Source organism: Photobacterium satsumensis (assembly GCF_050336935.1).
Classification (GTDB): Bacteria; Pseudomonadota; Gammaproteobacteria; order Enterobacterales; family Vibrionaceae; genus Photobacterium; species Photobacterium satsumensis.
The window spans coordinates 41,460-63,674 of sequence record NZ_JAKJSK010000019.1 but is presented as its reverse complement, the minus strand read 5'-3'; the positions used below and the strand labels follow the sequence as shown (position 1 = coordinate 63,674).

Below are 22,215 nucleotides of genomic sequence, written 5' to 3'. Positions count from 1 at the left end.
CTTGATATAGAACTTATTTTTCTCAGGAAATCGTTTGCAGTTATAGCCCAGTCTTTGCGACAATACCCGCCCGCCGAACTGCGGTTAACCTGAATCATTGATGGTGAGGGTAGCCGAATATTCAACGTCTACGAATTTCTGGAGCAGACATGTCTTCTCGTAAAGATCTTGCTAATGCAATCCGTGCCCTAAGCATGGACGGTGTTCAACAAGCTAACTCTGGCCACCCTGGTGCACCTATGGGTATGGCTGATATCGCTGAAGTACTGTGGCGTGGCCACATGAACCACAATCCACAAAACCCTGAGTGGGCTGATCGCGACCGTTTTATCCTGTCAAACGGCCATGGTTCAATGCTGATTTATTCTCTGCTTCACCTGACTGGCTACGATCTGTCTATCGACGATCTGAAAAACTTCCGCCAGCTACACTCTAAAACTCCAGGCCACCCGGAATACGGTTACGCACCTGGCGTTGAAACCACGACTGGTCCATTAGGCCAGGGCATCACCAACGGTGTGGGTATGGCAATGGCAGAAAAAGCCCTTGCAGCTCAGTTTAACCGTGACGGCCACGACATCGTTGACCACAATACTTACGTGTTCATGGGTGACGGCTGCTTGATGGAAGGTATCTCTCACGAAGCGTGTTCTCTTGCTGGCACACTGGGCCTAGGCAAGCTAGTTGCTTTCTGGGATGACAACGGCATCTCAATCGACGGTGAAGTTGAAGGTTGGTTCTCTGACGATACGCCTAAGCGTTTCGAAGCATACGGCTGGCATGTGATCCCTGCTGTTGACGGCCACGACGCTGGTGCGATCAACGCTGCGATTGAAGCTGCAAAAGCGGATCCACGTCCGACTCTTATCTGTACCAAGACGATTATCGGTTTCGGTTCACCGAACAAAGCTGGTACGCATGACTGTCACGGTGCACCGCTTGGCGCAGAAGAAATTGCCGCGACGAAAGCTGCACTTGGCTGGGAGCATGGTCCATTTGAGATCCCTGCAAACATCGCTGCTGAGTGGGATGCTAAAGAAGCAGGCGCTGCGAAAGAAGCGGCATGGAACGAGAAGTTCGCCGCTTATGAAGCTGCTCACCCAGAGCTAGCTGCAGAGTACAAGCGCCGTGTGAATGGCGATCTACCTGCACAGTGGGAAGAGAAAGCGAACGCTATCATCGCGGATCTGCAAGCTAACCCTGCAAATATCGCATCACGTAAAGCGTCTCAAAACGCGCTTGAAGCATTCGGTCAGATGCTACCTGAGTTCATGGGCGGCTCTGCTGACCTGGCGCCGTCTAACCTGACGATGTGGTCTGGTTCTAAGTCGCTAGAAGCAAACGACTTCTCGGGCAACTACATTCACTACGGTGTACGTGAATTTGGTATGACAGCGATCATGAACGGTATTGCTCTGCACGGTGGTTTCGTACCATACGGCGCAACTTTCCTAATGTTCATGGAATATGCGCGTAACGCAATGCGTATGGCGGCACTGATGAAAGTGCAGAACATCCAAGTTTACACGCATGACTCTATCGGTCTTGGCGAAGATGGCCCAACTCACCAACCGGTTGAGCAAATTGCCTCTCTACGTCTAACACCAAACATGAGCACATGGCGTCCATGTGATCAGGTTGAATCTGCAGTGGCTTGGAAACTGGCTATCGAGCGTAAAGATGGCCCAACGTCTCTGATCTTCTCGCGCCAGAACCTAGCGCAGCAGGAGCGTACTGAAGCACAGGTTGCTGACATCGCGAAGGGTGGTTACATCCTGAAAGATTGTGAAGGCAAGCCAGAGCTTATTCTTATCGCCACCGGCTCTGAAGTTGAGCTAGCGGTAGAAGCGGCAGCTCAGCTGACAGCTGAAGGTAAGAACGTACGCGTAGTGTCTATGCCATCGACTGATTTGTTCGACAAGCAAGATGCGGCTTACCGTGAAGCTGTTCTGCCATCTGACGTAACAGCACGTGTTGCGGTTGAAGCGGGCATTGCTGACTTCTGGTACAAATATGTAGGCTTTGGTGGCAAGATCATCGGTATGACGACATTCGGTGAATCAGCCCCTGCTGGCGAGCTATTCAAGATGTTCGGTTTCACGACCGAGAACGTGGTTAACACGGCGAAAGAAGTGTTGGCATAAGCTTGATTTGAATTAAGTCGCTAAGTGCTGTGCACCTGATGATTTATTTCGAAGGCTAAAAAAAAGACCCCAGTCAGGGGTCTTTTTTTATATGAAATGAGATCTTTGTCACGTCATTGGTTGTTGGTAATGACCAGCCAAACCGCAAGGTTTTAACAGTAAGCTTCTGAAAATAAAGTGTATAGATGGCTTGGGTGACTCTGCTCACATTTATGGTGATTCTCAGGGATGCTTGTTATACACTAACGCGGCTTATTAATTTTGTAGCACGGATATGACACTAAAAGTCGCAATTAATGGATTTGGCCGTATTGGTCGCAGTGTGCTTCGGGCACTGTACGAAAGCGGTAAAGATCATCACATCAAAGTCGTGGCGGTCAACGAACTGGCTGAGCCTGAAGGTATGGCTCATCTGCTCCAGTATGACACCAGCCATGGACGTTTTTTTAAGCCTGTCAGCCATGACCAGGAGCACCTTTTTATTGCTCATGGGAACGGTGAAAAGGACAGTATCCGTATTCTTCACCAAAACGAAATCCACTTGCTGCCCTGGAAGGATCTAGACGTCGACATTGTCTTAGACTGTACCGGTATCTTTGGCAGTCGCGCCGACGGCGAAGCCCATATCAAAGCGGGCGCCAAAAAAGTGTTGTTTTCCCATCCTGCTGCAAATGATATCGACAATACCATTATCTATGGTGTGAACCACGACTCGCTCAAGCCTGAGCATGCCATTGTTTCCAATGGCTCTTGTACCACCAACTGTATTGTCCCTGTTATTAAAGTGCTGGATGACGCCTTCGGCATCGAGTCCGGCACTATTACCACCATCCATTCGGCGATGAATGACCAGCAGGTCATCGATGCTTACCACAGCGACCTACGCCGAACCCGAGCTGCCAGCCAGTCAATCATTCCGGTTGATACTAAACTTCATCTGGGTATTGGCCGTATCTTTCCGAAACTTTCCGACAAATTTGAAGCGATCTCTGTGCGCGTACCGACAATTAACGTCACCGCGATGGATTTGAGTGTCACTGTAAAAACAAATGTGAAAGTTAATGACGTAAATCAATCACTGGCCGAGGCATCTCGTTGTACATTAGATGGCATAGTGGACTACACCGAAGTGCCGCTTGTCTCTGTAGACTTCAATCACGATCCCCATAGCGCGATTGTCGACGGTACCCAGACCCGAGTAAGTAACCAGCATCTGATTAAGCTGTTGGTCTGGTGTGATAATGAATGGGGATTCGCCAACCGGATGCTAGATACCGCCTTGGCCATGAGTGCGACCGATACGGCCGAATTGGCCGGCGAGCAAAGCTCAGCGGCGTGCGATAAGCAGTAACGAATTATTAGGGCTTGGCAGTGACGCTGGGCCGACAAAACTTTGATTTTAAATTAATTAATGTTGAGAGGACAAACCATGTCTGTAATCAAGATGACTGATCTGGAACTTGCGGGTAAACGCGTATTCATCCGTGCTGACCTAAATGTTCCTGTGAAAGACGGTAAAGTAACTTCTGATGCGCGTATCCTTGCATCGCTTCCAACTATCAAGCAGTGCCTAGAAGCTGGCGCAAAAGTAATGGTTACTTCTCACCTGGGTCGTCCAACTGAAGGCGAGTACGCGGAAGAATTCTCTCTACAGCCTGTTGTTAACTACCTAAACGACGCTCTAGATTGCGACGTTAAACTAGCAAAAGACTACCTGAACGGCCTAGAGCTGAACGCAGGTGAGCTAGTTGTTCTTGAAAACGTTCGCTTCAACAAAGGCGAAAAGAAGAACGAAGAAGCGCTTTCTAAGCAGTACGCTGCACTGTGTGACATCTTTGTTATGGACGCATTCGGTACGGCTCACCGTGCACAAGCATCTACTCACGGTGTAGGTACTCACGCACCAGTAGCATGTGCGGGTCCTCTTCTTGCTGCTGAGCTAGAAGCACTAGGCAAAGCAATGGACAACCCAGAGCGCCCGCTAGTGGCTATCGTTGGTGGTTCTAAAGTTTCGACTAAGCTGACGGTTCTTGAGTCACTATCTAAAGTGGCTGACCAGCTAGTTGTTGGTGGTGGTATTGCGAACACATTCATCGCTGCTGAAGGCCACAACGTAGGTAAGTCTCTATACGAAGCAGACCTAGTTGAAACAGCTCAGAAGCTAATGAAAGAGTGTGCTATCCCAGTGGCGACTGACGTAGCTTGTGCAAAAGCTTTTGACGAGAACGCTGAAGCGGAAATCAAGCACGTGTCTGAAGTTCAAGACGACGACATGATCTTCGACCTTGGTCCAGAATCAACGGCTGCTCTTGCTGAGATTATTGGCAACGCAAAAACTATCCTTTGGAACGGCCCTGTAGGCGTATTCGAGTTCAAGAACTTCGAAGCGGGTACGGCTGGTATCTCTAAAGCAATCGCTGAATCTGCAGGTTTCTCTGTAGCCGGTGGTGGTGACACGCTAGCAGCTATCGACAAGTTCGGTATCAAAGCTGACGTTTCTTACATCTCTACGGGTGGCGGTGCTTTCCTTGAGTTCGTTGAAGGTAAGGTACTTCCTGCTGTTGCTATGCTAGAAGAGCGTGCAAAAGCTTAAGTAATTTGAGGGCGGGAGTTCCGGCAAAGCACTTCCGCACTTAATCGTTTGTGAATAAGGTCATGTTTTTGTAGAATATGGGCGCTTCGCAAACGATTGCACAGATTTATATTTATATAAGACAACAAGGCAAATAGGACTATTGTTATGTCTAAGATCTTCGATTTTGTAAAACCTGGTGTTATTTCTGGCGACGACGTACAGAAAGTTTTTGAAATTGCTAAAGAGCACAAGTTCGCACTTCCAGCGGTTAACGTTGTTAACACTGACTCTGTAAACGCTGTTCTAGAAGCTGCTGCAAAAGTTAAAGCACCAGTTGTTGTTCAGTTCTCTAACGGCGGTGCTGGTTTCTTCGCTGGTAAAGGCGTAAAACTTGAAGGTCAACAAGCTCAGATCCTTGGTGCTGTTGCAGGTGCAAAATACGTTCACGCTGTTGCTGAAGCTTACGGTGTGCCAGTAATCCTTCACACTGACCATGCTGCTAAGAAACTTCTTCCATGGATCGACGGTCTACTAGACGCGGGTGAAGAGTTCTTCGCACAAACGGGCAAGCCTCTATTCTCTTCTCACATGATTGACCTTTCTGAAGAGTCACTAGAAGAGAACATCGAGATCTCTGGTCAGTACCTAGAGCGTATGGCTAAGATGGGTATGACGCTAGAAATCGAACTAGGTTGTACTGGTGGTGAAGAAGACGGCGTTGATAACTCTGATATGGACGCATCTGAGCTATACACTTCACCTGAAGATGTAGCTTACGCATACGAGAAACTAGTTGCTATCAGCCCTCGTTTCACTATCGCGGCTTCTTTCGGTAACGTACACGGTGTTTACCAAGCGGGTAACGTTGTTCTTACTCCAACTATCCTACGTGATTCTCAAGCATACTGTGCAGAGAAGTTCGGTATTGCGGGTAACGCACTAAACTTCGTATTCCACGGTGGTTCTGGTTCTTCTGAAGAAGAAATCCAAGAGTCTATCGGTTACGGTGTTATCAAAATGAACATCGATACTGATACTCAGTGGGCTTCATGGGATGGCGTTCGTCAATACGAAGCTGCAAACCGTGACTTCCTACAAGGCCAGATCGGTAACCCAACTGGCGAAGCTGCTCCAAACAAGAAGTACTACGATCCTCGCGTATGGCTACGTGCTGGTCAGTCTTCAATGGTTGCTCGCCTAGAGAAAGCATTCTCTGACCTTAACGCTATCGACGTACTATAATTTTACGTCCTGCGCTAAGCTAAGAAAAAACCCGCTGCGGCGGGTTTTTTTATGCCTGTAATTTGTTTGTGATCCCTCTCAATTTTTTTGTTGGCGATTTTTGAGCTGAGGAGTATTATCCGGCGCGAAAAAGAGCTTTTAGTGCTCAACAAAGTCAATAAATCACTGTTATAGTGGTGATTGCATAAGTAATTCACATAATTAAACCTATGATTATTGGTGCTCCCGCTGCTATTTTTTGTGGGAAAGGAAATAATATTTGCAGGATGAGAAAGGTATGAGTGAGAGTAGTGTTACAGATACCGTGACAGATACCGTTACGGGGGTTGCGGATACGGTAGTCGATACCATTAAGGATAATGAACTAACCACCGGTGTACTCAATGCCGGTACATGGGTGGCCGACAACCAAGAGTTGTTGATTCAGTACGGGGTGAATATCCTGTCTGCGCTGCTGATCTTGTTCGTTGGTAATATCATCACCAAAAGTATTGCTAACGGCGTGGCAAAAATGCTGCGCAGAAAAGATATGGACGAAGCGGTTGTTGAGTTTCTCCAATCGCTAGTGCGCTACCTGTTGTTTGTGATTGTATTGATTGCTGCTTTGGGCCGTGTCGGTGTGCAGACGGCCTCTGTTGTTGCCGTGATCGGTGCCGCTGGTTTGGCCATTGGTCTGGCCTTGCAGGGTTCGCTGTCAAACTTTGCTGCCGGTGTATTGATCGTTGCCTTCCGTCCGTTTAAGTCGGGTGATTTTGTCGAGATTGGTGGGGTCTCCGGTTCGGTCGAATCGATCCAGGTGTTCTCGACTATCTTGAATACTCCTGATAATAAAATGGTGGTAGTGCCGAACTCATCAGTGATTGGTGGGCCTATCACCAACTATTCTCGCCATAAGACGCGCCGTATCGACTTGGTGATTGGTGTTTCTTACGATGCCGATCTCAAGCATACCAAAGCGGTGCTGACTCGGGTGATCGAAGCGGATGCGCGCATCTTGAAAGATCCCGAGCCAACCATCGGCGTATTGGCGTTGGCTGATTCTTCGGTGAATTTCGCGGTGCGCCCTTGGGTGGAAACTGCGGATTATTGGGCGGTATACTTCGATTTGATGCAGGCGATCAAAGAAGAGCTGGATAAAGAGAATATCGGGATCCCGTATCCACAGATGGATGTCCACCTCAACAAGGTCCTCGAGCAGTAAGATTTAGTTCAATGAAAATGGAGCCGCAAGGCTCCATTTTTTATGTCGCTCAAATAGGACTTGCTTGGTTAGACTTCGGCTTCAGCTGGCAAAGACAAAACCTGGTTGGGTAAGGCTGCAAGTAACTGATCGAGATCGGCACTAGCAAAAGAAAAGGTCATGTCAGGCTTGCCTGGGGTGAACATCAAATCCTGATAACGATAAACCACGGGGTCGACCAGCAGGGTGATATCGGCAGGCAGGCCGAAAGGACACACTGCGCCCGGCGCACAGCCAATGGCATCAATCATCTCTTCATGAGTACATACCGATACCCGCTTGCCCAATACTTGCTTGACCAGCTTGCTGTTGAGTCGGCTGTCACGATGGGTCAGCAGTAGGCAGTAGCCGCCCCCTTTGACTTTCATGAACAGGCTCTTGGTCGGGGCGGCTGTCCAGCCGAGCTCTTTACCGATCCGCTCGTCTGCCTCAAAATCGAGAATCGGTTCGTGCTGCCATTGCTGGTAGCTGACATTGGCTTGGCTGAACAGGTCCAGATTAGACTGGTAGATGTGTTCTATTTTCTCAAGCTGCATATTGGCTCCATAATCCTTGTGCCAGATGAGTGGCGATGAAGAACATCATAGCGGCAACGGCAAGATCGATTCCGCGCTTTACCTTGGGTTTTGATAATGTCGGGCCTAATTTTGCCGCACCCATTGATAGGGTGTAGAACCAGGCAAACGAGGCCAGAATGGTGCCGATAGCAAAAGCTACGCGGTCATTGCCCTCAAATTGTCCACCGATAGAACCTAGGATCACCACCGTGTCGAGGTACATGTGTGGGTTGAGCACGGTGACAGCCAGTGCGCCAAGGATCACTGCACGGCGGCCACGGGCCAACATCTCTTTGTTCTGTTCTTGCTCGGAAGGCTTGCGCAGGGCACTGCTCAGTGACAGGCAGCCGTAAAAGGTCAGGAACAGGATGCCGCCGACGGTTACGCTGGTCAGCAAGGTTTCGTTGCTGGAGAGCAAAGCGCCGCCACCGAAGATGCCCAGGCTAATAAACAAGGTATCGAGCACACTGCAGACGGTTGCGGTGGTGAGGTGATGGTTGCGCTTGATCCCCTGGTTGAGCACAAAGGCATTTTGTGCCCCGATCGGGATAATCATCGATGCGCCGAGTCCAAATCCTTGTAAAAACACCCAAATGCTCATTTTACTGCTTACCTTATTGTCTGATATTTCGGTTGCTCCCTGTATGTGGGAGGCCGGGTTGAAAGTGTTGGCGCAAGCATACTCCTGCCACTAATGTTAAGTACAACTAATAAAATTTATGTAATATTAGACTTCCTAATGATGGTATTAAACAGAGACAAAACAGGTGAAAAAGGATGCGGGGACTGGATTATCGATGGGTTGAAGCGCTTGATGCGGTGATATCCCAACGGGGATTTGAGCGGGCAGCAGAGTACCTGTGTATTACCCAATCGGCGGTGTCACAGCGGATCAAGCAGCTGGAAAAGTTGATGGCCCAACCCATGCTGGTCAGGGAGCAGCCGCCACGGCCAACGGCGGCTGGACAGAAAATACTGGGGCTTTATCGCCGGGTGCGCCTGCTCGAGCAGGAGCTGTTGCCCGAATTGACACCGGATGACAGCAGTCAGCCATTGTCGGTGTCTATTGCGACTAACGCTGATAGTCTAGCCACTTGGTTGCTGCCGGCATTGAGCCCTTTACTGCGTTCAAGGCGGATTGAGCTCAATCTGATGATCGAAGATGAATCCCGAACGCTGGACAAACTGCGCGGTGGCGAGGTGGTCGGGGCGATCAGCATGGAGTCCACCCCAATGCCGGGCTGTGTGGCGGATTACTTGGGCAGGGTGGATTTCCTCTGCGTGGCCAGCCCGTCTTTTGCCGCTAAGTATTTTGGCCAAGGGGTCAACCGCGACACCTTGCTGGCCGCACCCGGCGTTGCGTTTGACCATCACGATGATATGCATGAGCGATTTATCCATCAGCATTTTAATCTGCCTTTTGGCAGTGTAATGAAACATACGGTGCGCTCGTCGGAGGCCTTTGTCCGGATGGCGGTGGAAGGGATTGCCTATTGTTTGATCCCGCGGATCCAAATTCAGCAGGAGCTCGATTCGGGCACCTTGGTGAACCTGACCCCAGATATTTTTCTCACCCGCAGAATGTATTGGCACCACTGGGCACTGGAGAGTGGGGTACTGTCAGACTTGTCAGAACAGATGACCCAGTATGCCGGAAAGGTTCTTCCGCAATAAAATATAAAACAATGTACAAAAAAATTCTCAATCAAGGGAATCTTTTGTCACTGCCTGTTGTCATATGGACAAAGCATGAAAAAACAGACTCAGATAACAGGAATAAGACAGATGAAAAAACAACTTATCGCAGTAATGTTGGGGTTGGGTTTAATGGGTACCAGCGGCCTTGCTGCGGCCTCGGTCAGTGTTCCGCATTTACAGACAACTGGTAACGGTGAAGTAACGGCACAGCCGGATATGGCGGTGTTTGCTGTGGCAGTAGAAGAAATCCGCCCGACAGCCAAAGAAGCCAAGCAGGCGGTAGATAAAGCGGTGGAAGCTTTCGTCGCGCGTTTGCTTGACGAAGGTATCGAGCGTAACCAGATCCAGAGTGCGAATATCAGCCTCCAGCCCCAGTACCATTACCCGAAAGACAAAGAGCCGGAGCTCAAGGGCTACCGTGCCAGCCGCCATGTAACAGTAACGGTCAATACGTTGGATAACCTCAATACCTACCTTGATAGCGCTCTGGGTGACGGCATCAACCGCATCAACAACATCGAGCTCAAGGTCAGCAACGAAGACGAGTATATGGAGCAAGCGCGCCAGGCGGCAATCAAAGATGCCATTGCCAAGGCGGAGTCGTTGGCTAAAGGGTTTGGTGAATCCTTGGATGGGGTATGGCAGATCTCCTATCAAGCCAGCCAGCCTCGTCCGATGATGATGCGTATGGCGATGGACGCTGCTCCGGAGAATGCCGTCAGTTACCAAGATACCCAGATCACCATCCGTGACCGGGTTGAGGTGGTGTTTAAGCTGGAAGAATAAGTTATTTGGCACGAGGCGATGGGCAATAGGCGATAGGGTAGAGATGAAAGTTGAATTAGGAGTGTTCAAGTTCAAGCTGGACTCGCCACTCGCCACTCGCCACTCGCCATTCGCCACTCGCCACTCGCCAGAATGTAGAAAAGGAGAGCACTGTGCTCTCCTTTGTCGTTTAGGTTGCCGTTTGCGTTTAGTGCAAAATACGGGCGCGGATGGTGCCGTCGATGGCTTTTAGCTTCGTCAGCGCTTGTTCCGAGCGCTCGGTTTCGACATCAATCACTACATAGCCGATTTCAGGGCCGGTTTGCAGGTACTGGGCGGCGATATTGATCCCTTCCTCGGCAAAGATAGTGGTGATCTGGTTGAGGATCCCCGGACGGTTTTCGTGGATGTGCAGCAAGCGCGAACAATCCTTGTGCTCAGGCAGGGAGACTTCTGGGAAACCAACCGCAGACAGGGTCGAGCCGTTGTCTGAGTATTTCGCCATCTTGCCTGCGACTTCAACACCGATGTTCGCCTGTGCTTCCTGGGTCGAGCCGCCAATGTGCGGTGTCAGCAGTACGTTGTCGAATTTGGCCAATGGGCTTTCGAACGGATCGTTGTTGGTTTTCGGCTCAACCGGGAACACATCGATAGCGGCGCCGGCAATATGGCGGCTTTCCAGCGCGCTGCACAGTGAGTCGATATCGACCACGGTCCCCCGGGCTGCGTTGATGAAAATAGAACCCGGCTTCATGCGGGCGAATTCCTCGACCCCCATCATATCTTGGGTTTCTGGGGTTTCCGGCACGTGCAGGCTGATCACATCACACTTGTTCAGCAGTTCGGTCATCGATGGCACTTGGGTCGCATTGCCCAGTGACAGTTTGTTTTCGATATCGTAGAAGTACACCTTCATGCCGAGGTTTTCAGCCAAGATCCCAAGCTGGGTACCGATATGGCCGTAACCGATAATACCGAGGCGCTTGCCACGGGCTTCGAAAGACTGGTCGGCAGACTTGAACCACTCGCCACGGTGCGCTTTGGCATTTTTTTCAGGAATACCGCGCAGCAGTAACAGGATCTCACCCAGTACCAGCTCAGCCACACTTCGGGTGTTGGAGAATGGGGCGTTGAAGACCGGGATCCCGCGTTTGGCGGCGGCACTCAGTTCAACCTGGTTAGTACCAATACAGAAACAACCTACCGCAATCAGCTTTTGTGCGGCACGGAAGACTTCTTCTGTTAGCTGGGTACGGGAACGGATGCCGACGAAATGGGCGTCGGCAATGGCGGCAAGCAGCTCGTCACCGGAAAGGGAGCCTTTGTGGTATTCGATGTTGCTGTAACCTGCCTGCTGTAATATTTCAATTGCAGAAGGGTGGACGCCTTCTAACAGCAGGATCTTTATTTTGTCTTTTTCCAGTGAAACTTTAGCCATTGATACTCATCCTTAACGCTGGTGGCTGGGGGGCTCATGGGAGCTGGGCAGAGGCAGGAAAAGGAAGGAAGAGATTTCCTGTATACGGGCAATCCATGAGCACCACATTCGGTTTGCTTACATGCTGCCAGTTAAGTTATCAAAAAATGACCAGAATGGGTAAGAATATTACAGGATTGATAATAAAAAACGGCATATATTATGCCGTTTTGAAAGTGAGTAACGCTGAAAGCGCCTTTTTCCTTGTAAGCCAAGGTAAAAAAGGGGCTAGGTGATTACTTTTCGAATTTTTTCACGCCTTCAGGGCTGCCGACAAGCAGAACATCAGCACCGCGGTGGGCAAACAGACCAACAGTGACAACACCCGGTAGGGCATTGATTTTGTCTTCCATTGCTTTTGCATCGGTGATGGCCATGTTGTGGACATCCAGGATCATATTACCGTTGTCGGTAACGCAGCCTTCACGGTACTCAGGATCACCACCAAGCTTAACCAATTCGCGGCCAATGTAAGAGCGTGCCATCGGGATCACTTCAACCGGTAGCGGGAATTGACCCAGTACATCAACTTGCTTGGTGTCATCAACAATACAGATAAACTGTTTGGCAATCGCTGCCACAATCTTTTCGCGGGTCAGGGCTGCGCCGCCGCCTTTGATCATGTCGTATTCGCCGTTGATTTCGTCAGCACCATCAACATAAATATCGAGGCTAGAGACTTCGTTGGCATCAAATACAGGGATACCGATTTGCTCAAGGCGCTCGGTAGACGCGACAGAGCTTGATACTGCACCTTTGATTTCTTCTTTGCGGGTAGCCAAAGCATCGATGAAGTGATTAACCGTCGAGCCAGTACCGACACCTACAATGCTGCCTTTCTTTACGTACTCTAGAGCAGCCCAGCCAGCAGCTTTCTTCATTTCATCTTGTGTCATGCTTATCTCCTAGTGATGACAAACGTTGCGCGGAGCGCTGATTATAGCCAAATCGCAGTCTGGCGTCAGTCCTTATCTGGCCGGATAAATGCAACCTAAGTTGGAGGAAAAAGACAATTCTATTAATAACATAGGCTTAAGGAGGAGGTTGTGGCACAGAAAAAACAAACGTTTGCGTCAGGCGGTGGGTTTTCAACCAGTATATTGGTTTGGCTCGTACGGTTAGCGGGTACTTACCAGCGAAAATGGTAGGACGGGGTGATGATCTCCGGGAGCGGGACATCCCAAGCTTCAAACGGCAGGCTGTCGACTTGCTGGCAGTCATGGGCTAAACCGACTGGGCGTGGACCACGTCGTTCACTGTGCCACAGGCTCAAGGTTCGGTCGTAATAACCCCCACCCATTCCCAGCCGCTGACCGGTATTGTCGAAAGCAACCAGAGGGGTGCAGATAGTATCGAGCTCAATGACAGGTTTGACGAGCCGGATATCCAAAACCGGTTCTTGAATACCATAGCGGTTGCGGTTCATTCGCGTTGTTGGGGTGTAGTGGAGGAACAGCAGGTGACCTTTGCTAAACGGGTGGAGTACCGGCAGGTAAACCTCTTTTCCTTGTTGCCATAGCCATTCGATCACCGGGGTGGTATCGAGTTCACCATCGTTGGCGAGATAAAGGGCAATATGCTGAGCATCGAGTATGCTGGTGGCCTGCTTGCAGTGTTCGAGCAAATCGCGCGCGGCATGTGTCTGCTGGACAGACGTTAACTGCCGTCGATGCTCACGGGTTTGCTTGCGAAGTTGTTGCCGAGTGGCTGATGCAGGTACCGCAGATCTCATAGGTCGTCCAGTGACAAAAAAGGTTCTGAGGAGTTGTGGGAGCGATGGCTGTCAGCAGTATTTGCTGGTTAAGCGCATCTGAAAAGGTATGCCCCAAGGTGCCGTTGCGCATTGTGGCCCTTGAACCAGATGTTCAAGGTGGATCAGCAACATTAACCGTAGGCTTCTCGGTACGGGCCGAGCTTGCTCAATAGCTAATTAAAGCTGATCCTGGGTTTTTGCTTATCGGCTCGGGGACGTTAATCCGCTGACGCACACCCCAGGGTCAATTCATTATCAACGCTTTGGCTGATATTGCAATGCTTTCTCCAATAAATCTTCCATCTCATTGATTCTATTGGATAGTTTTTCAGCATTGCGCTGTTGTTCTTGGCGCTCGCTATGCAACTCGTTACAAATGTTCAAACCGGTAAACATCAGCAGCTGTTCGGCGTTAGTGATTTTGGTCCGCTCGGAAAGATCTTTTAAGCGTTGATCAAAATCGGCGGCTGCTGCACGCAGGGCGTCTTCCTGGCCTGCTGGGCAGTTCACCTTGAAGCTGCGGCCATATACCTGAATTTCTACTGCCTGGTTACTCATAAATGTTTAATCTGCTCCGTGCCAGATCGTCCAATTTGGCATTCCGCTGCGATATGCGCTAGGAGGCCCAATATAGAAAAAGCCCTATCAACATGCAAGTGAGCCCGTCATGCTTTAGAACGAATTGTGTCTAATTAATCAGATATTAACCAGATTGGGGTAAACATCGTCCTAGACCGGAAATGCCGAGTGACTGATCTTTTGTATAAGTGGTAGCATACCACAAAGACGATTTACACCCATGACAATAAGGTGAACAGCCCATGAGCGACGTAAAACTCCCTGCCTATGAAACCCTAGAGCCAATGCTGAAAGAGCAAGGTTTGGCCGTAACCCCGTCAGAGCTGCATGGCCTGATCTGCGGGATGATTTGCGGCGGTATGGCTGTTGACGGTGAGCAGTGGCTGGCACCGATTTGCGACTATGCCAACCAGGGCGATGCGATGACCGATGGAGCTAAAACGGTTGTCCGCTCGGTATTTGACGCGGCTGCCCGCGAGCTGGGCGGCTTGACCCAAACTCTTTTCACCTCGACGGCCGCCGAGTTGGCTGATGTTGATTTCACGGTTGAATTGTTGCTTCCTAGTGAAGATGGTGAACTGATGCTACGTGCCGAGGCGCTGAGTGAATGGGTGACCAATTTTATTTCTGGCCTCGGCCTGATGGGGATGAACAAGCAGCAGTTGTCTGACGATGTCACCGAAGCGGTGGCGGCGTTGGAAGAAATTGCCCAGCTTGGCGTTGATGAAGACGAAGATATGCAAGAGCAGGCGATGTTATTCGATAACGTGGTGGCTTATGTGCCGGAGTGCGTGCTGACGTGCCTGATCGGTCTAAGCCAACGCGGTGATGCTGAAGATGAAACGGCAGACCCAGCAGACAAGCCAACTCTCCACTAAGTGTAGGACTTTTCAGTTAAGGGACGGATGTGAAGCAGTACGATGTCGTGATAGCCGGTGGTGCAATGGCCGGCGCAACCTTGGCAATTGCATTGGATAAACTGGGTGGCGGACAGCTCAAGATTGCCATTGTCGAAGCGGTAGAGCCGAAGCTGGATCTACATCCTGGCTATGACGCGCGCAGCATTGCTATTTCTCTGGGGTCGGCCCAACAGCTCGATAGTATCGGTTGCTGGCAGGCGCTTTCTGGTGTGGCGACCGCCATTTCCCAGATCCACGTTTCTGATCGTGGTCACGCCGGCATTGTCCACCTCGATGCCCGTGAGCGGGCAGTGGATGCCTTGGGTTATGTCGTTGAACTGGCGGATGCAGGACGGGTATTCCACCGCAAACTGGCTAAGCTGGATCGTGTTGATCTGATTTGTCCGGCTAAGATCGCCGGGATCGAGCGTCATCAGCACGGTGTTGATCTGATCTTGGATAATGGTGACCAACTGCAAAGCCGGTTGGTGGTTGCCGCCGATGGTGCCCAGTCATCTGTGGGTGACATGCTGGGGCTCGGCCGCAGTGAGTATGACTTTGAGCAGGTGGCGGTGATCGCCAACGTGACCACGGATGAGGCGCATCAGGGCAGAGCGTTTGAACGTTTTACCCCGCATGGGCCGGTTGCCTTGTTGCCGATGTCGGAAGGCCGTAGTTCATTGGTGTGGTGTATCCGCCCTGGCGATCAAGCTGAAGTGATGGGTTGGAGTGACGAGATGTTTCTTGCCAAGCTTCAGGAGGCCTTCGGCTGGCGGCTTGGCCGCTTGAGCCATACCGGTGTACGCCATGCCTATCCGTTGTTATTGCGTCAATCCCTGCGCCTGACTTCTCATCGGGTCGCCGTGGTTGGCAATGCGGCACAGACACTGCATCCGATTGCCGGTCAGGGGTTCAACCTTGGCTTGCGCGATGTGATGAGCTTGGCCGAGGAAATCTGTTGTGAGTGGGCCCAAGCCGGTGATGCCGGGCATACACGGGTATTGAGCCGCTATCGTCAGCGCCGGGAGCCGGATCGTGAAGCGACGGTGGGTATGACCGCAGGCTTGGTTGGTATTTTTGCCAACGACAGCATGCCTTTTGTCGCAGGTCGTAACCTTGGTTTGATGGCGATGGAATGTGTAGATGTATTGAAAGCTCCGCTGGTACGGCGGGCGATGGGACAGGTAGATAGATAATCATGATGCAAAGTGTTGATGTCGCTATTATCGGCGGCGGTATGGTCGGCCTTACTCTGGCAGCAGCCCTGGCTGATACCGAACTGCGGGTTGCGGTGATTGAAGGCAAGCTGCCTGATACGGACTTGTCTCCGCTACCGGATGTCCGGGTCTCGGCGCTGAGTCGGGCCAGTGAGCGTATCCTGCGCCGGGTTGGAGCCTGGGAAGGAATGGCTGCTCGGAGAATGGCGCCGTACAGCAAGATGCAGGTATGGGAGCAGGACAGCTTTGCCAATATTGCCTTTGATGCAGCCCGGTTGGCCCAGCCTGATTTGGGACATATCGTTGAGAACCGGGTTATTCAGCTTTCGCTGATGGATCGTGTCAAGCAACTGCCCAATGTCACCTTGATGGCGCCGGAGCGATGTCAGAGTATTGCCTTTGGCGAAAGTGAAGCTTGGTTGAGCTTAGAGTCTGGCCGTAACCTGACCGCCAAGCTGGTGGTCGGTGCCGATGGCGCCAACTCCTGGTTGCGCCAGCAGCTAGACATTCCTCTGACCCACTGGGACTATGGCCACAGCGCGATTGTCGCCAACATTCGATGCCATGAACCGCACCAGGACACGGCGCGGCAGGTATTCCGCCCAGAAGGGCCACTGGCTTTCTTGCCGCTGGCTGAGCCGGATCTGTGCTCGATTGTTTGGTCTTTGTCGCCGGAAGAGGCAAGCCTGCTGTGCGAGATGCCTGAGCAGGAGTTCAACAAACACCTGACCGCGGCATTCGATAATCGCCTTGGCTTGTGCCGTGTTGAAGGCGAGCGACAGGCCTTTCCGCTCAAGATGCGCTATGCCCGCGACTTTGTCCGCGAGCGTGTGGCGTTGGTGGGGGATGCTGCCCATACTATCCACCCGCTTGCCGGCCAGGGGGTAAACCTTGGCTTGTTGGATGCGGCGAGCTTGGCACAGGAGCTTAAGCAACTGTGGCTGGCAGAGAAAGATATCGGACGCCAGAGTCACCTGCGTAACTATGAGCGCTGGCGTAAAGCAGAAGCGGCAAAAATGATTGCGGCGATGCAGGGCTTCAGGGATCTGTTCGATGGTAGTCATCCAGCTAAAAAGCTGGTTCGTGATTTGGGTATGCTGTTTGCTGATAAAGCGCCGGGGTTAAAGGACGAATTTATGCGTCGGGCGTTGGGACTGAGTGGAGAGCTGCCTGAACTGGCTCGTCACTGAGTGATAGCGTCTGTCATCACGTCAATCTTAAGCCGCCAGTAGGCGGCTTTTTTGTGTCTTTTTACGGTCGTAAAGCCGATAGCTCTATATTTAATTCATTGTTTTGTATGGATTATAATGAAATGACAAAAAATTGTTATCCAACTTGGTGATTTTCTCCTACATTAAATATCAGGAATAAAACAGAGCTTGCCGTAACTGGCCCAGGCGTTAGATTTCATCTTGTTAGCCCCAACAAATACTGGCTTTCATAAGGAAGTTTCACTATGAGCAATATTCCCTCTGAGTTGAAGTTTACCAATACCCATGAGTGGGTACGCCCCGAAGGTGATGGGGTATTTACTGTGGGTATTACCGACCATGCCCAGTCATTACTGGGTGATATGGTATTTGTTGATTTGCCGGAAATCGATGCAGCGACGGATGCAGGTGAAGACTGTGCGGTTGCTGAGTCGGTGAAGGCGGCTTCTGATATCTATGCGCCATTATCCGGATTTGTGATTGCCATCAATGAAGATTTGGAAAGCTCACCTGAACTGGTGAATAGCGATCCTTATGGTGACGGTTGGCTGTTTCAGCTCAAGGTCGAGGATGAAGGGGAGTTTGCCGACTTGCTCGATGCCGATAGTTACGCGGACTTGGTCGATGAAGACAGTGACTAGCACTCATGGCAGTGCCGGATAAAAGAAAAGCCCATCATGGGCTTTTCTTTTTCTGCGAGATTAGCAGTCTTTGAGGCGACGAATTTCTTGGTTTATTTCACTTACCGTTTGGTAATGGCGATGCTGGGCCTTCACTGGCACCAACAATTGACCGTTGTTGAACTCATAGCCGCCCCGACCGTCAATGTAGATCCTTCCACTGAATAAACGACTTACGTGCTTTGCGATCATCTTGGGCACGTAGCGTTTGAACATCCGCATAGTTAGCCAACCTTTCCTTTTGTTTTTGACGGCAAGAATTATAAAACAATGCGCATGATACTTTTGTGATGTCTTCAGCATAATCATGATGTTAAATAACTTAATAATTGGCATTTCTTTTATGTCTTGCGAGTTGATTGGAGTTTTATACTTTTGTTTTATGCTTAAAATTAAGTTATCAGGTTGGGATATTATTCATGCTTTATTGCATGATTTGCATTTAATTAAATAATTTTAGTCACTTAGGAGGTTGTGTTGACCCAAAACGCAAAACAACACCCAATATCCCGGCGGTAAAATAGCCTAGAAAAACATCAGTAAAAAAGTCGCAAGTTGTGCTACACAGATGAAAATGCTGATTACATCAACTGGACGGATCTGAGCTAAAGCTGTTTTTGATCAAAGATTATTATTGGCATATGCCAATAATACAGCTTTTAGCCAACACTTTACTCCTAAGCCATGCCTAGACCGAAAATCCAGCGGCGGATCCGTTGTCGCCCAGCCTATAGTTGTTTCAAGCCCAATGGGGTACCGATGTCAGAGCTTGCCTCCCTGTCTCTGGCGGCTGATGAGTTAGAAGCGTTAAGGCTGGTGGATCTCAATGGACTCAGCCAGCAGGCCGCCGCACAGGAGCTGGGAGTATCCCGTCAGACTTTGGGCAATATCGTGGCTGCAGCCAGACACAAGGTGGCGAGCGCTTTGGTTAAAGGTAAGGCATTAGAGCTGGATACTGTCGTTCAGCCAAACACTGAAAAGGAGCCATCATGTCAATAGCCATCGCCGTCACACCACATCATGAAGTGGCTGGGCATTTCGGGAAAGCCGCCGGTTTTCTTGTTTACGATAACCAAGGTCAATTAGTCGCCGAACTGGTCAATAGCGGCCGCCGTGAGGTGGGCTGCAAGCACAAGAAGCAGCTTCAGGCCCAACTGGCAGAGCATCAAGTAAAAACCTTGCTGCTTGGAAATGTCGGCCAGCGCTCGTTAGCCCGTTTGCTGAAAGCTGGTTTTGATGTATTTCGGGTGCCTAATCGATCGTCGGTAAAAGAGGTATTGAATGGCAAAGTAAGCCGTGAGCCACTGCTATCAGCTGAGCAGGGGCGGCCATGCAAGCGCGAAAAAGGCGGCTGCGGTTGTGGTTGCGGCAGCAAGAAAACCGAGAACCCCGCTAAAATTGGTATGACAGTCGGCGGTAATGCCAACGTGCAGGGACTGACCAAGATCGGAGGGTTTAAGCTATGACCTATTTGTTCACGGTACTGATTTTTCTGCTGGTGATTGGGGCGATGGCAATTGGCTGGGTGTTTCGTAAAAAAGCCATCCAGGGGAGCTGTGGCGGGCTTGCCAATGTCGGGGTCGACAAGGAGTGTGGCTGCAAGGAGCCCTGTGACGAGCACAAGCTCTATCAAATCAGTGAACCGGAAGCAAAACAGTAATTTGTTATAGCGAGAAAGAAAAAAGCGCAGATGCCAATCTGCGCTTTTTTTGTATCACTCATCACGATTATTGCTCGGCATCAATGGGCTTTACGTAGCTCTTCAACCCGGATGGTGACGGCATCGCCAACGCACTGGCGTAGCCACTCCAAACGGGGGTGGTTGGTATTGCGGCGTAGCCATAGCATATTGATATCGAAGTCGGGAATATCGACCGGCGGGCGGCATTGGCTCAGCTCATCGTTGAATACATCAAGCTTGGCCATCAGGGTCGACACCACACATAGCAAGTTTCGTCCGCTTAGCAGGTGGCGAATGGTCAGAAAGCTGCTGGAGCCTACCGCAATGTGGCGCTGGAAACCCTGCTGCTGTAGCTGGTTGTCGATATTTGTCATGAGCTTGCCATCCGGGGAAACCAAAGCCTGCGGCGTTTGGATATACCTGGCCAGATCAACCGGTGAGGATAAGCCGGTTGCCTTGGCATCGAACAGGCAGACATGGTCTTCGGTATACAGGTACTGACTGTCGAACTCATGGGGCAGGTTGGTCATCGAGCCGATGATAAGATCGATTTTCTGGGCTTCGGTTGCCTGCTGGTAGTTATTGCGGTCAACATTGCAAAAGCTGAGCTGGCTGTGCGGTGCCGCTTTACGGATTGCATCGAACAGGGCCGGGGCGAACAGTAATTCGGCATAGTCGGTCAGGCCGATCCGCAGCGTACCTTGATAGTCTTCGGCAGAGAACCTGTCCGGCTGGAGGATTTCGCTGGTGATCAGCTGGAGGATGTGCTCGACCACCGGGGTGAGCTCAATCGCTTTCTCGGTGGCAATCATCTGATGGCCGCGGCGTTCGAACAGCGGATCATCCAGTAAAGCACGTAACCGTGACAAGTTGTGGCTCATGGCTGATTGGCCGATGGACAGCTTAGCGGCGGCTTTGGTGACACTGCGGGTTTCCATCAGGGCCGAAAAAGCGACCAGCAGGTTGAGGTCAATGCCTCGCCAGTTGATATTGTTCATGCTGCTCCTATTTAACGGCAGATATCGGCAAACATAGGATCGCACAGCACCAGCAGATCATCGGTTGCCAACTCGACGCCAGCCATCCGGTCGCCACTGCTAATATTGATCATAGTGTGGGCGGTGATCTGGTGGTCGAAAATAACCGGCAGTGGGCGCTTGAGCCCGATTGGCGCAACAGTTCCGATCACCAGCCCAGTGACTTTCTCCACATCACTGGCATCGGCGCAAGTCATCCGGCGGCAGCCGAACATCGCGCGGACTTTTTTCGGATCGACTTGGGCTGGTCCGGGAACACATGCCAGCACATGGAATCCGCCCATATCTCGGAGCAAGATGGATTTGACCATCTGCTGGGGATCCACGCCCCGTTCGCGGGCGGCTTCCTCAATCGTTTTGGCCGGTTGGCTATGATGAAGAAGGCGGTATTCCACGCCTTCTTTGTCGAGGTAATGGGTTACCGGGGTATTCATGGCTTAGCGGTTGTCATCCAGTGAATACGGCAGTGCTTGCTGATGCCATACTGCGTCGGTACCAGCCAAGCGGAAAGCCGTGCCTTCATCCAGATCATTTGGCAACACGACCAAGGCCGTCGCTTGGCCATCGGCAAATTGGTAACCAGCAACAATCGTACCGCCTTTACGCCAGTTTTCACCCACGCTGCGCTCTAGGCTGTCGCCTGCTTGCGGGCTGTGTTCGGCCGGGCCGTTGACAATGTACATCGCGCGCTTGTTGATGCCGCGGTACTTGGCTCGCGCCACGGTTTCTTGGCCGGTGTAGCAGCCTTTGGTAAAGCTGATCCCATCCAGTGCCTGCAGGTTAACCGCCTGTGGAATAAATTCCAGTTCGGTTGCTGTATCGATGCGTGGAACAGCCGCGTGGATATCGTACAAATCCCACAGGCTATCGTCGCTCAGTGTCGCTGTGGCTGCCAGTTGATTGGCAACCTCTTTGGCCGCGTCGGCGTTGAGTGCCAGTAGCCAGCGCTGGCTATCAATCTTGACCGCGCTACCACCATTGATGGCACGGACATCGCCTTCGCCACCGAATAGCTGGGCAACCTGTGCATCGGCTTCGCTGCCCGCGATACCCAGCAGAACATCATCGCTGGCTGCAATATCGACCTTGGAAAAGATGGCGTATTTTTTCAGCTCTGGCAGTTGGGTATCCATAATGCAGCGGCGCTGCAGGAAACCATAGCCATCATTGTGGTGGAATAAACGGAATACGGTACGCAGCTTGCCTTTGGCATCGCAGTGGCCGGCCAGTGTACTTTGGTCAGCTGCCAAGCCGACTACGTCACAGGTCACTTGACCTTGCAGGTACGATTTTTTGTCGTCGCCGATCAAGGTAACCAGTGCCCAGTTGGTAAGATCTACCAAGGCAAGAGAAGGCAGGGCATCGCCGGTTGCTAGGGAAAGGCGATCAAAATTGAGGTTTTCAGACCAGTTGCTCATGGGACGTCCAGTTGAGAAATCATTTATGACTATGTTAAAGCG

At 51.0% G+C, this 22,215-nt stretch carries 24 protein-coding genes and 1 other RNA gene; 14 read left to right on the top strand and 11 right to left on the bottom strand.

Translation table 11 applies throughout. The features are described from left to right. Positions 1-149: 149 nt before the first annotated feature. The 5 genes from tkt (at position 150) to mscS (ending at position 7,162) form a co-directional block, all read left to right on the top strand. Positions 150-2,144, top strand: a complete 1,995-nt coding sequence (tkt, locus tag L4D79_RS27250; protein ID WP_428656462.1) for a transketolase — start codon at positions 150-152, stop codon at positions 2,142-2,144. Between the two features lie 274 nt (positions 2,145-2,418). Beyond that, positions 2,419-3,495, top strand: a complete 1,077-nt coding sequence (gene epd / locus L4D79_RS27245) for an erythrose-4-phosphate dehydrogenase (RefSeq protein WP_428656460.1) — start codon at positions 2,419-2,421, stop codon at positions 3,493-3,495. Between the two features lie 78 nt (positions 3,496-3,573). Then, positions 3,574-4,737, top strand: coding sequence for a phosphoglycerate kinase (locus L4D79_RS27240; RefSeq protein ID WP_428656458.1), 1,164 nt, complete (start codon positions 3,574-3,576; stop codon positions 4,735-4,737). 147 nt (positions 4,738-4,884) lie between these two features. Next, the gene (gene fbaA, locus L4D79_RS27235) at positions 4,885-5,961 is read left to right on the top strand and encodes a class II fructose-bisphosphate aldolase (RefSeq protein WP_428656455.1); all 1,077 of its coding nucleotides are present in this window, start codon (positions 4,885-4,887) and stop codon (positions 5,959-5,961) included. Between the two features lie 277 nt (positions 5,962-6,238). Next, positions 6,239-7,162 carry a small-conductance mechanosensitive channel MscS gene (gene mscS, locus L4D79_RS27230; RefSeq protein WP_428656453.1) on the top strand — a complete coding sequence of 308 codons (924 nt, stop codon included), beginning with the start codon at positions 6,239-6,241 and terminating at the stop codon, positions 7,160-7,162. A gap of 68 nt (positions 7,163-7,230) precedes the next feature. Here mscS and L4D79_RS27225 read toward each other — a convergent pair whose 3' ends face one another. Together L4D79_RS27225 and L4D79_RS27220 are read right to left on the bottom strand one after the other, a co-directional pair. After that, positions 7,231-7,737 carry a YbaK/EbsC family protein gene (locus L4D79_RS27225; protein WP_428656451.1) on the bottom strand — a complete coding sequence of 169 codons (507 nt, stop codon included), beginning with the start codon at positions 7,735-7,737 and terminating at the stop codon, positions 7,231-7,233. After that, positions 7,727-8,359, bottom strand: coding sequence for a LysE/ArgO family amino acid transporter (locus tag L4D79_RS27220; RefSeq protein WP_428656449.1), 633 nt, complete (start codon positions 8,357-8,359; stop codon positions 7,727-7,729). The genes L4D79_RS27225 and L4D79_RS27220 overlap by 11 nt, the downstream gene beginning before the upstream one ends. Positions 8,360-8,535: 176 nt before the next feature. Between L4D79_RS27220 and L4D79_RS27215 the strand changes: the two genes are divergently transcribed. Next, on the top strand, positions 8,536-9,432 hold the full coding sequence (locus L4D79_RS27215; protein WP_428656447.1) for a LysR family transcriptional regulator ArgP: 897 nt from the start codon (positions 8,536-8,538) through the stop codon (positions 9,430-9,432). 111 nt (positions 9,433-9,543) lie between these two features. Next, the gene (locus tag L4D79_RS27210) at positions 9,544-10,242 is read left to right on the top strand and encodes an oxidative stress defense protein (protein WP_428656444.1); all 699 of its coding nucleotides are present in this window, start codon (positions 9,544-9,546) and stop codon (positions 10,240-10,242) included. A gap of 187 nt (positions 10,243-10,429) precedes the next feature. Here the strand turns inward: L4D79_RS27210 and serA are convergent, their stop codons facing one another. From serA to zapA, 5 genes are all read right to left on the bottom strand, one after another. Then, the gene (serA, locus tag L4D79_RS27205; RefSeq protein ID WP_428656442.1) at positions 10,430-11,659 is read right to left on the bottom strand and encodes a phosphoglycerate dehydrogenase; all 1,230 of its coding nucleotides are present in this window, start codon (positions 11,657-11,659) and stop codon (positions 10,430-10,432) included. Between the two features lie 275 nt (positions 11,660-11,934). Further along, on the bottom strand, positions 11,935-12,594 hold the full coding sequence (gene rpiA, locus L4D79_RS27200; protein WP_428656440.1) for a ribose-5-phosphate isomerase RpiA: 660 nt from the start codon (positions 12,592-12,594) through the stop codon (positions 11,935-11,937). A 233-nt stretch (positions 12,595-12,827) separates the two neighbouring features. Beyond that, on the bottom strand, positions 12,828-13,430 hold the full coding sequence (locus L4D79_RS27195) for a 5-formyltetrahydrofolate cyclo-ligase (RefSeq protein WP_428656438.1): 603 nt from the start codon (positions 13,428-13,430) through the stop codon (positions 12,828-12,830). 86 nt (positions 13,431-13,516) lie between these two features. Further along, positions 13,517-13,699, bottom strand: a non-coding RNA gene (gene ssrS, locus L4D79_RS27190) — 6S RNA. Between the two features lie 7 nt (positions 13,700-13,706). Next, positions 13,707-14,009 (bottom strand): cell division protein ZapA, encoded by a 303-nt coding sequence (gene zapA / locus L4D79_RS27185; RefSeq protein ID WP_107349943.1) that lies wholly within the window; start codon positions 14,007-14,009, stop codon positions 13,707-13,709. Positions 14,010-14,272: 263 nt separating this feature from the next. Between zapA and L4D79_RS27180 the strand changes: the two genes are divergently transcribed. From L4D79_RS27180 to gcvH, 4 genes are all read left to right on the top strand, one after another. Next, on the top strand, positions 14,273-14,908 hold the full coding sequence (locus L4D79_RS27180) for a UPF0149 family protein (RefSeq protein ID WP_428656435.1): 636 nt from the start codon (positions 14,273-14,275) through the stop codon (positions 14,906-14,908). Between the two features lie 29 nt (positions 14,909-14,937). After that, positions 14,938-16,125: a 2-octaprenyl-6-methoxyphenyl hydroxylase gene (gene ubiH / locus L4D79_RS27175; protein ID WP_428656433.1), complete on the top strand. Its 1,188-nt coding sequence runs from the start codon at positions 14,938-14,940 to the stop codon at positions 16,123-16,125. A gap of 2 nt (positions 16,126-16,127) precedes the next feature. Continuing rightward, on the top strand, positions 16,128-17,336 hold the full coding sequence (locus L4D79_RS27170) for an FAD-dependent 2-octaprenylphenol hydroxylase (protein WP_428656431.1): 1,209 nt from the start codon (positions 16,128-16,130) through the stop codon (positions 17,334-17,336). 275 nt (positions 17,337-17,611) lie between these two features. Beyond that, the gene (gene gcvH, locus L4D79_RS27165) at positions 17,612-17,998 is read left to right on the top strand and encodes a glycine cleavage system protein GcvH (RefSeq protein ID WP_428656521.1); all 387 of its coding nucleotides are present in this window, start codon (positions 17,612-17,614) and stop codon (positions 17,996-17,998) included. A gap of 60 nt (positions 17,999-18,058) precedes the next feature. Here gcvH and L4D79_RS27160 read toward each other — a convergent pair whose 3' ends face one another. Then, positions 18,059-18,259, bottom strand: coding sequence for a DUF1107 domain-containing protein (locus tag L4D79_RS27160; RefSeq protein WP_107350108.1), 201 nt, complete (start codon positions 18,257-18,259; stop codon positions 18,059-18,061). 462 nt (positions 18,260-18,721) lie between these two features. Between L4D79_RS27160 and L4D79_RS27155 the strand changes: the two genes are divergently transcribed. Genes L4D79_RS27155 through nqrM form a run of 3 tightly spaced genes read left to right on the top strand, consistent with a single transcriptional unit; the run spans position 18,722 to position 19,697 of the window. Then, entirely contained in the window at positions 18,722-19,036 is a 315-nt protein-coding gene (locus L4D79_RS27155; protein WP_428656428.1) for a DUF134 domain-containing protein, read from the top strand. Beyond that, on the top strand, positions 19,027-19,503 hold the full coding sequence (locus L4D79_RS27150; protein ID WP_428656426.1) for a NifB/NifX family molybdenum-iron cluster-binding protein: 477 nt from the start codon (positions 19,027-19,029) through the stop codon (positions 19,501-19,503). The genes L4D79_RS27155 and L4D79_RS27150 overlap by 10 nt, the downstream gene beginning before the upstream one ends. Next, the gene (gene nqrM, locus L4D79_RS27145; RefSeq protein ID WP_428656424.1) at positions 19,500-19,697 is read left to right on the top strand and encodes a (Na+)-NQR maturation NqrM; all 198 of its coding nucleotides are present in this window, start codon (positions 19,500-19,502) and stop codon (positions 19,695-19,697) included. The genes L4D79_RS27150 and nqrM overlap by 4 nt, the downstream gene beginning before the upstream one ends. Before the next feature lie 80 nt (positions 19,698-19,777). Here nqrM and L4D79_RS27140 read toward each other — a convergent pair whose 3' ends face one another. From L4D79_RS27140 to ygfZ, 3 genes are read right to left on the bottom strand one after another with little or no spacing between them, the layout of a single operon-like run. Further along, positions 19,778-20,716 (bottom strand): LysR substrate-binding domain-containing protein, encoded by a 939-nt coding sequence (locus L4D79_RS27140; protein WP_428656421.1) that lies wholly within the window; start codon positions 20,714-20,716, stop codon positions 19,778-19,780. A gap of 11 nt (positions 20,717-20,727) precedes the next feature. Beyond that, on the bottom strand, positions 20,728-21,189 hold the full coding sequence (locus L4D79_RS27135) for an aminoacyl-tRNA deacylase (protein ID WP_428656419.1): 462 nt from the start codon (positions 21,187-21,189) through the stop codon (positions 20,728-20,730). Positions 21,190-21,192: 3 nt separating this feature from the next. Continuing rightward, entirely contained in the window at positions 21,193-22,173 is a 981-nt protein-coding gene (gene ygfZ, locus L4D79_RS27130; protein ID WP_428656417.1) for a tRNA-modifying protein YgfZ, read from the bottom strand. Positions 22,174-22,215 lie beyond the last annotated feature (42 nt).

What these genes read in the sequence shown, in the direction of transcription:
- L4D79_RS27140 (WP_428656421.1), bottom strand. Translation starts at nt 20,716, where the DNA reads ATGAACAATATCAACTGGCGAGGCATTGACCTCAACCTGCTGGTCGCT.
- L4D79_RS27215 (WP_428656447.1), top strand. Translation starts at nt 8,536, where the DNA reads ATGCGGGGACTGGATTATCGATGGGTTGAAGCGCTTGATGCGGTGATA.
- zapA (WP_107349943.1), bottom strand. Translation starts at nt 14,009, where the DNA reads ATGAGTAACCAGGCAGTAGAAATTCAGGTATATGGCCGCAGCTTCAAG.
- fbaA (WP_428656455.1), top strand. Translation starts at nt 4,885, where the DNA reads ATGTCTAAGATCTTCGATTTTGTAAAACCTGGTGTTATTTCTGGCGAC.
- L4D79_RS27170 (WP_428656431.1), top strand. Translation starts at nt 16,128, where the DNA reads ATGATGCAAAGTGTTGATGTCGCTATTATCGGCGGCGGTATGGTCGGC.
- rpiA (WP_428656440.1), bottom strand. Translation starts at nt 12,594, where the DNA reads ATGACACAAGATGAAATGAAGAAAGCTGCTGGCTGGGCTGCTCTAGAG.
- epd (WP_428656460.1), top strand. Translation starts at nt 2,419, where the DNA reads ATGACACTAAAAGTCGCAATTAATGGATTTGGCCGTATTGGTCGCAGT.
- L4D79_RS27160 (WP_107350108.1), bottom strand. Translation starts at nt 18,259, where the DNA reads ATGCGGATGTTCAAACGCTACGTGCCCAAGATGATCGCAAAGCACGTA.
- L4D79_RS27135 (WP_428656419.1), bottom strand. Translation starts at nt 21,189, where the DNA reads ATGAATACCCCGGTAACCCATTACCTCGACAAAGAAGGCGTGGAATAC.
- L4D79_RS27225 (WP_428656451.1), bottom strand. Translation starts at nt 7,737, where the DNA reads ATGCAGCTTGAGAAAATAGAACACATCTACCAGTCTAATCTGGACCTG.
- tkt (WP_428656462.1), top strand. Translation starts at nt 150, where the DNA reads ATGTCTTCTCGTAAAGATCTTGCTAATGCAATCCGTGCCCTAAGCATG.
- L4D79_RS27155 (WP_428656428.1), top strand. Translation starts at nt 18,722, where the DNA reads ATGCCTAGACCGAAAATCCAGCGGCGGATCCGTTGTCGCCCAGCCTAT.
- nqrM (WP_428656424.1), top strand. Translation starts at nt 19,500, where the DNA reads ATGACCTATTTGTTCACGGTACTGATTTTTCTGCTGGTGATTGGGGCG.
- L4D79_RS27195 (WP_428656438.1), bottom strand. Translation starts at nt 13,430, where the DNA reads ATGAGATCTGCGGTACCTGCATCAGCCACTCGGCAACAACTTCGCAAG.
- mscS (WP_428656453.1), top strand. Translation starts at nt 6,239, where the DNA reads ATGAGTGAGAGTAGTGTTACAGATACCGTGACAGATACCGTTACGGGG.
- ygfZ (WP_428656417.1), bottom strand. Translation starts at nt 22,173, where the DNA reads ATGAGCAACTGGTCTGAAAACCTCAATTTTGATCGCCTTTCCCTAGCA.
- L4D79_RS27220 (WP_428656449.1), bottom strand. Translation starts at nt 8,359, where the DNA reads ATGAGCATTTGGGTGTTTTTACAAGGATTTGGACTCGGCGCATCGATG.
- L4D79_RS27150 (WP_428656426.1), top strand. Translation starts at nt 19,027, where the DNA reads ATGTCAATAGCCATCGCCGTCACACCACATCATGAAGTGGCTGGGCAT.
- L4D79_RS27180 (WP_428656435.1), top strand. Translation starts at nt 14,273, where the DNA reads ATGAGCGACGTAAAACTCCCTGCCTATGAAACCCTAGAGCCAATGCTG.
- serA (WP_428656442.1), bottom strand. Translation starts at nt 11,659, where the DNA reads ATGGCTAAAGTTTCACTGGAAAAAGACAAAATAAAGATCCTGCTGTTA.
- L4D79_RS27240 (WP_428656458.1), top strand. Translation starts at nt 3,574, where the DNA reads ATGTCTGTAATCAAGATGACTGATCTGGAACTTGCGGGTAAACGCGTA.
- L4D79_RS27210 (WP_428656444.1), top strand. Translation starts at nt 9,544, where the DNA reads ATGAAAAAACAACTTATCGCAGTAATGTTGGGGTTGGGTTTAATGGGT.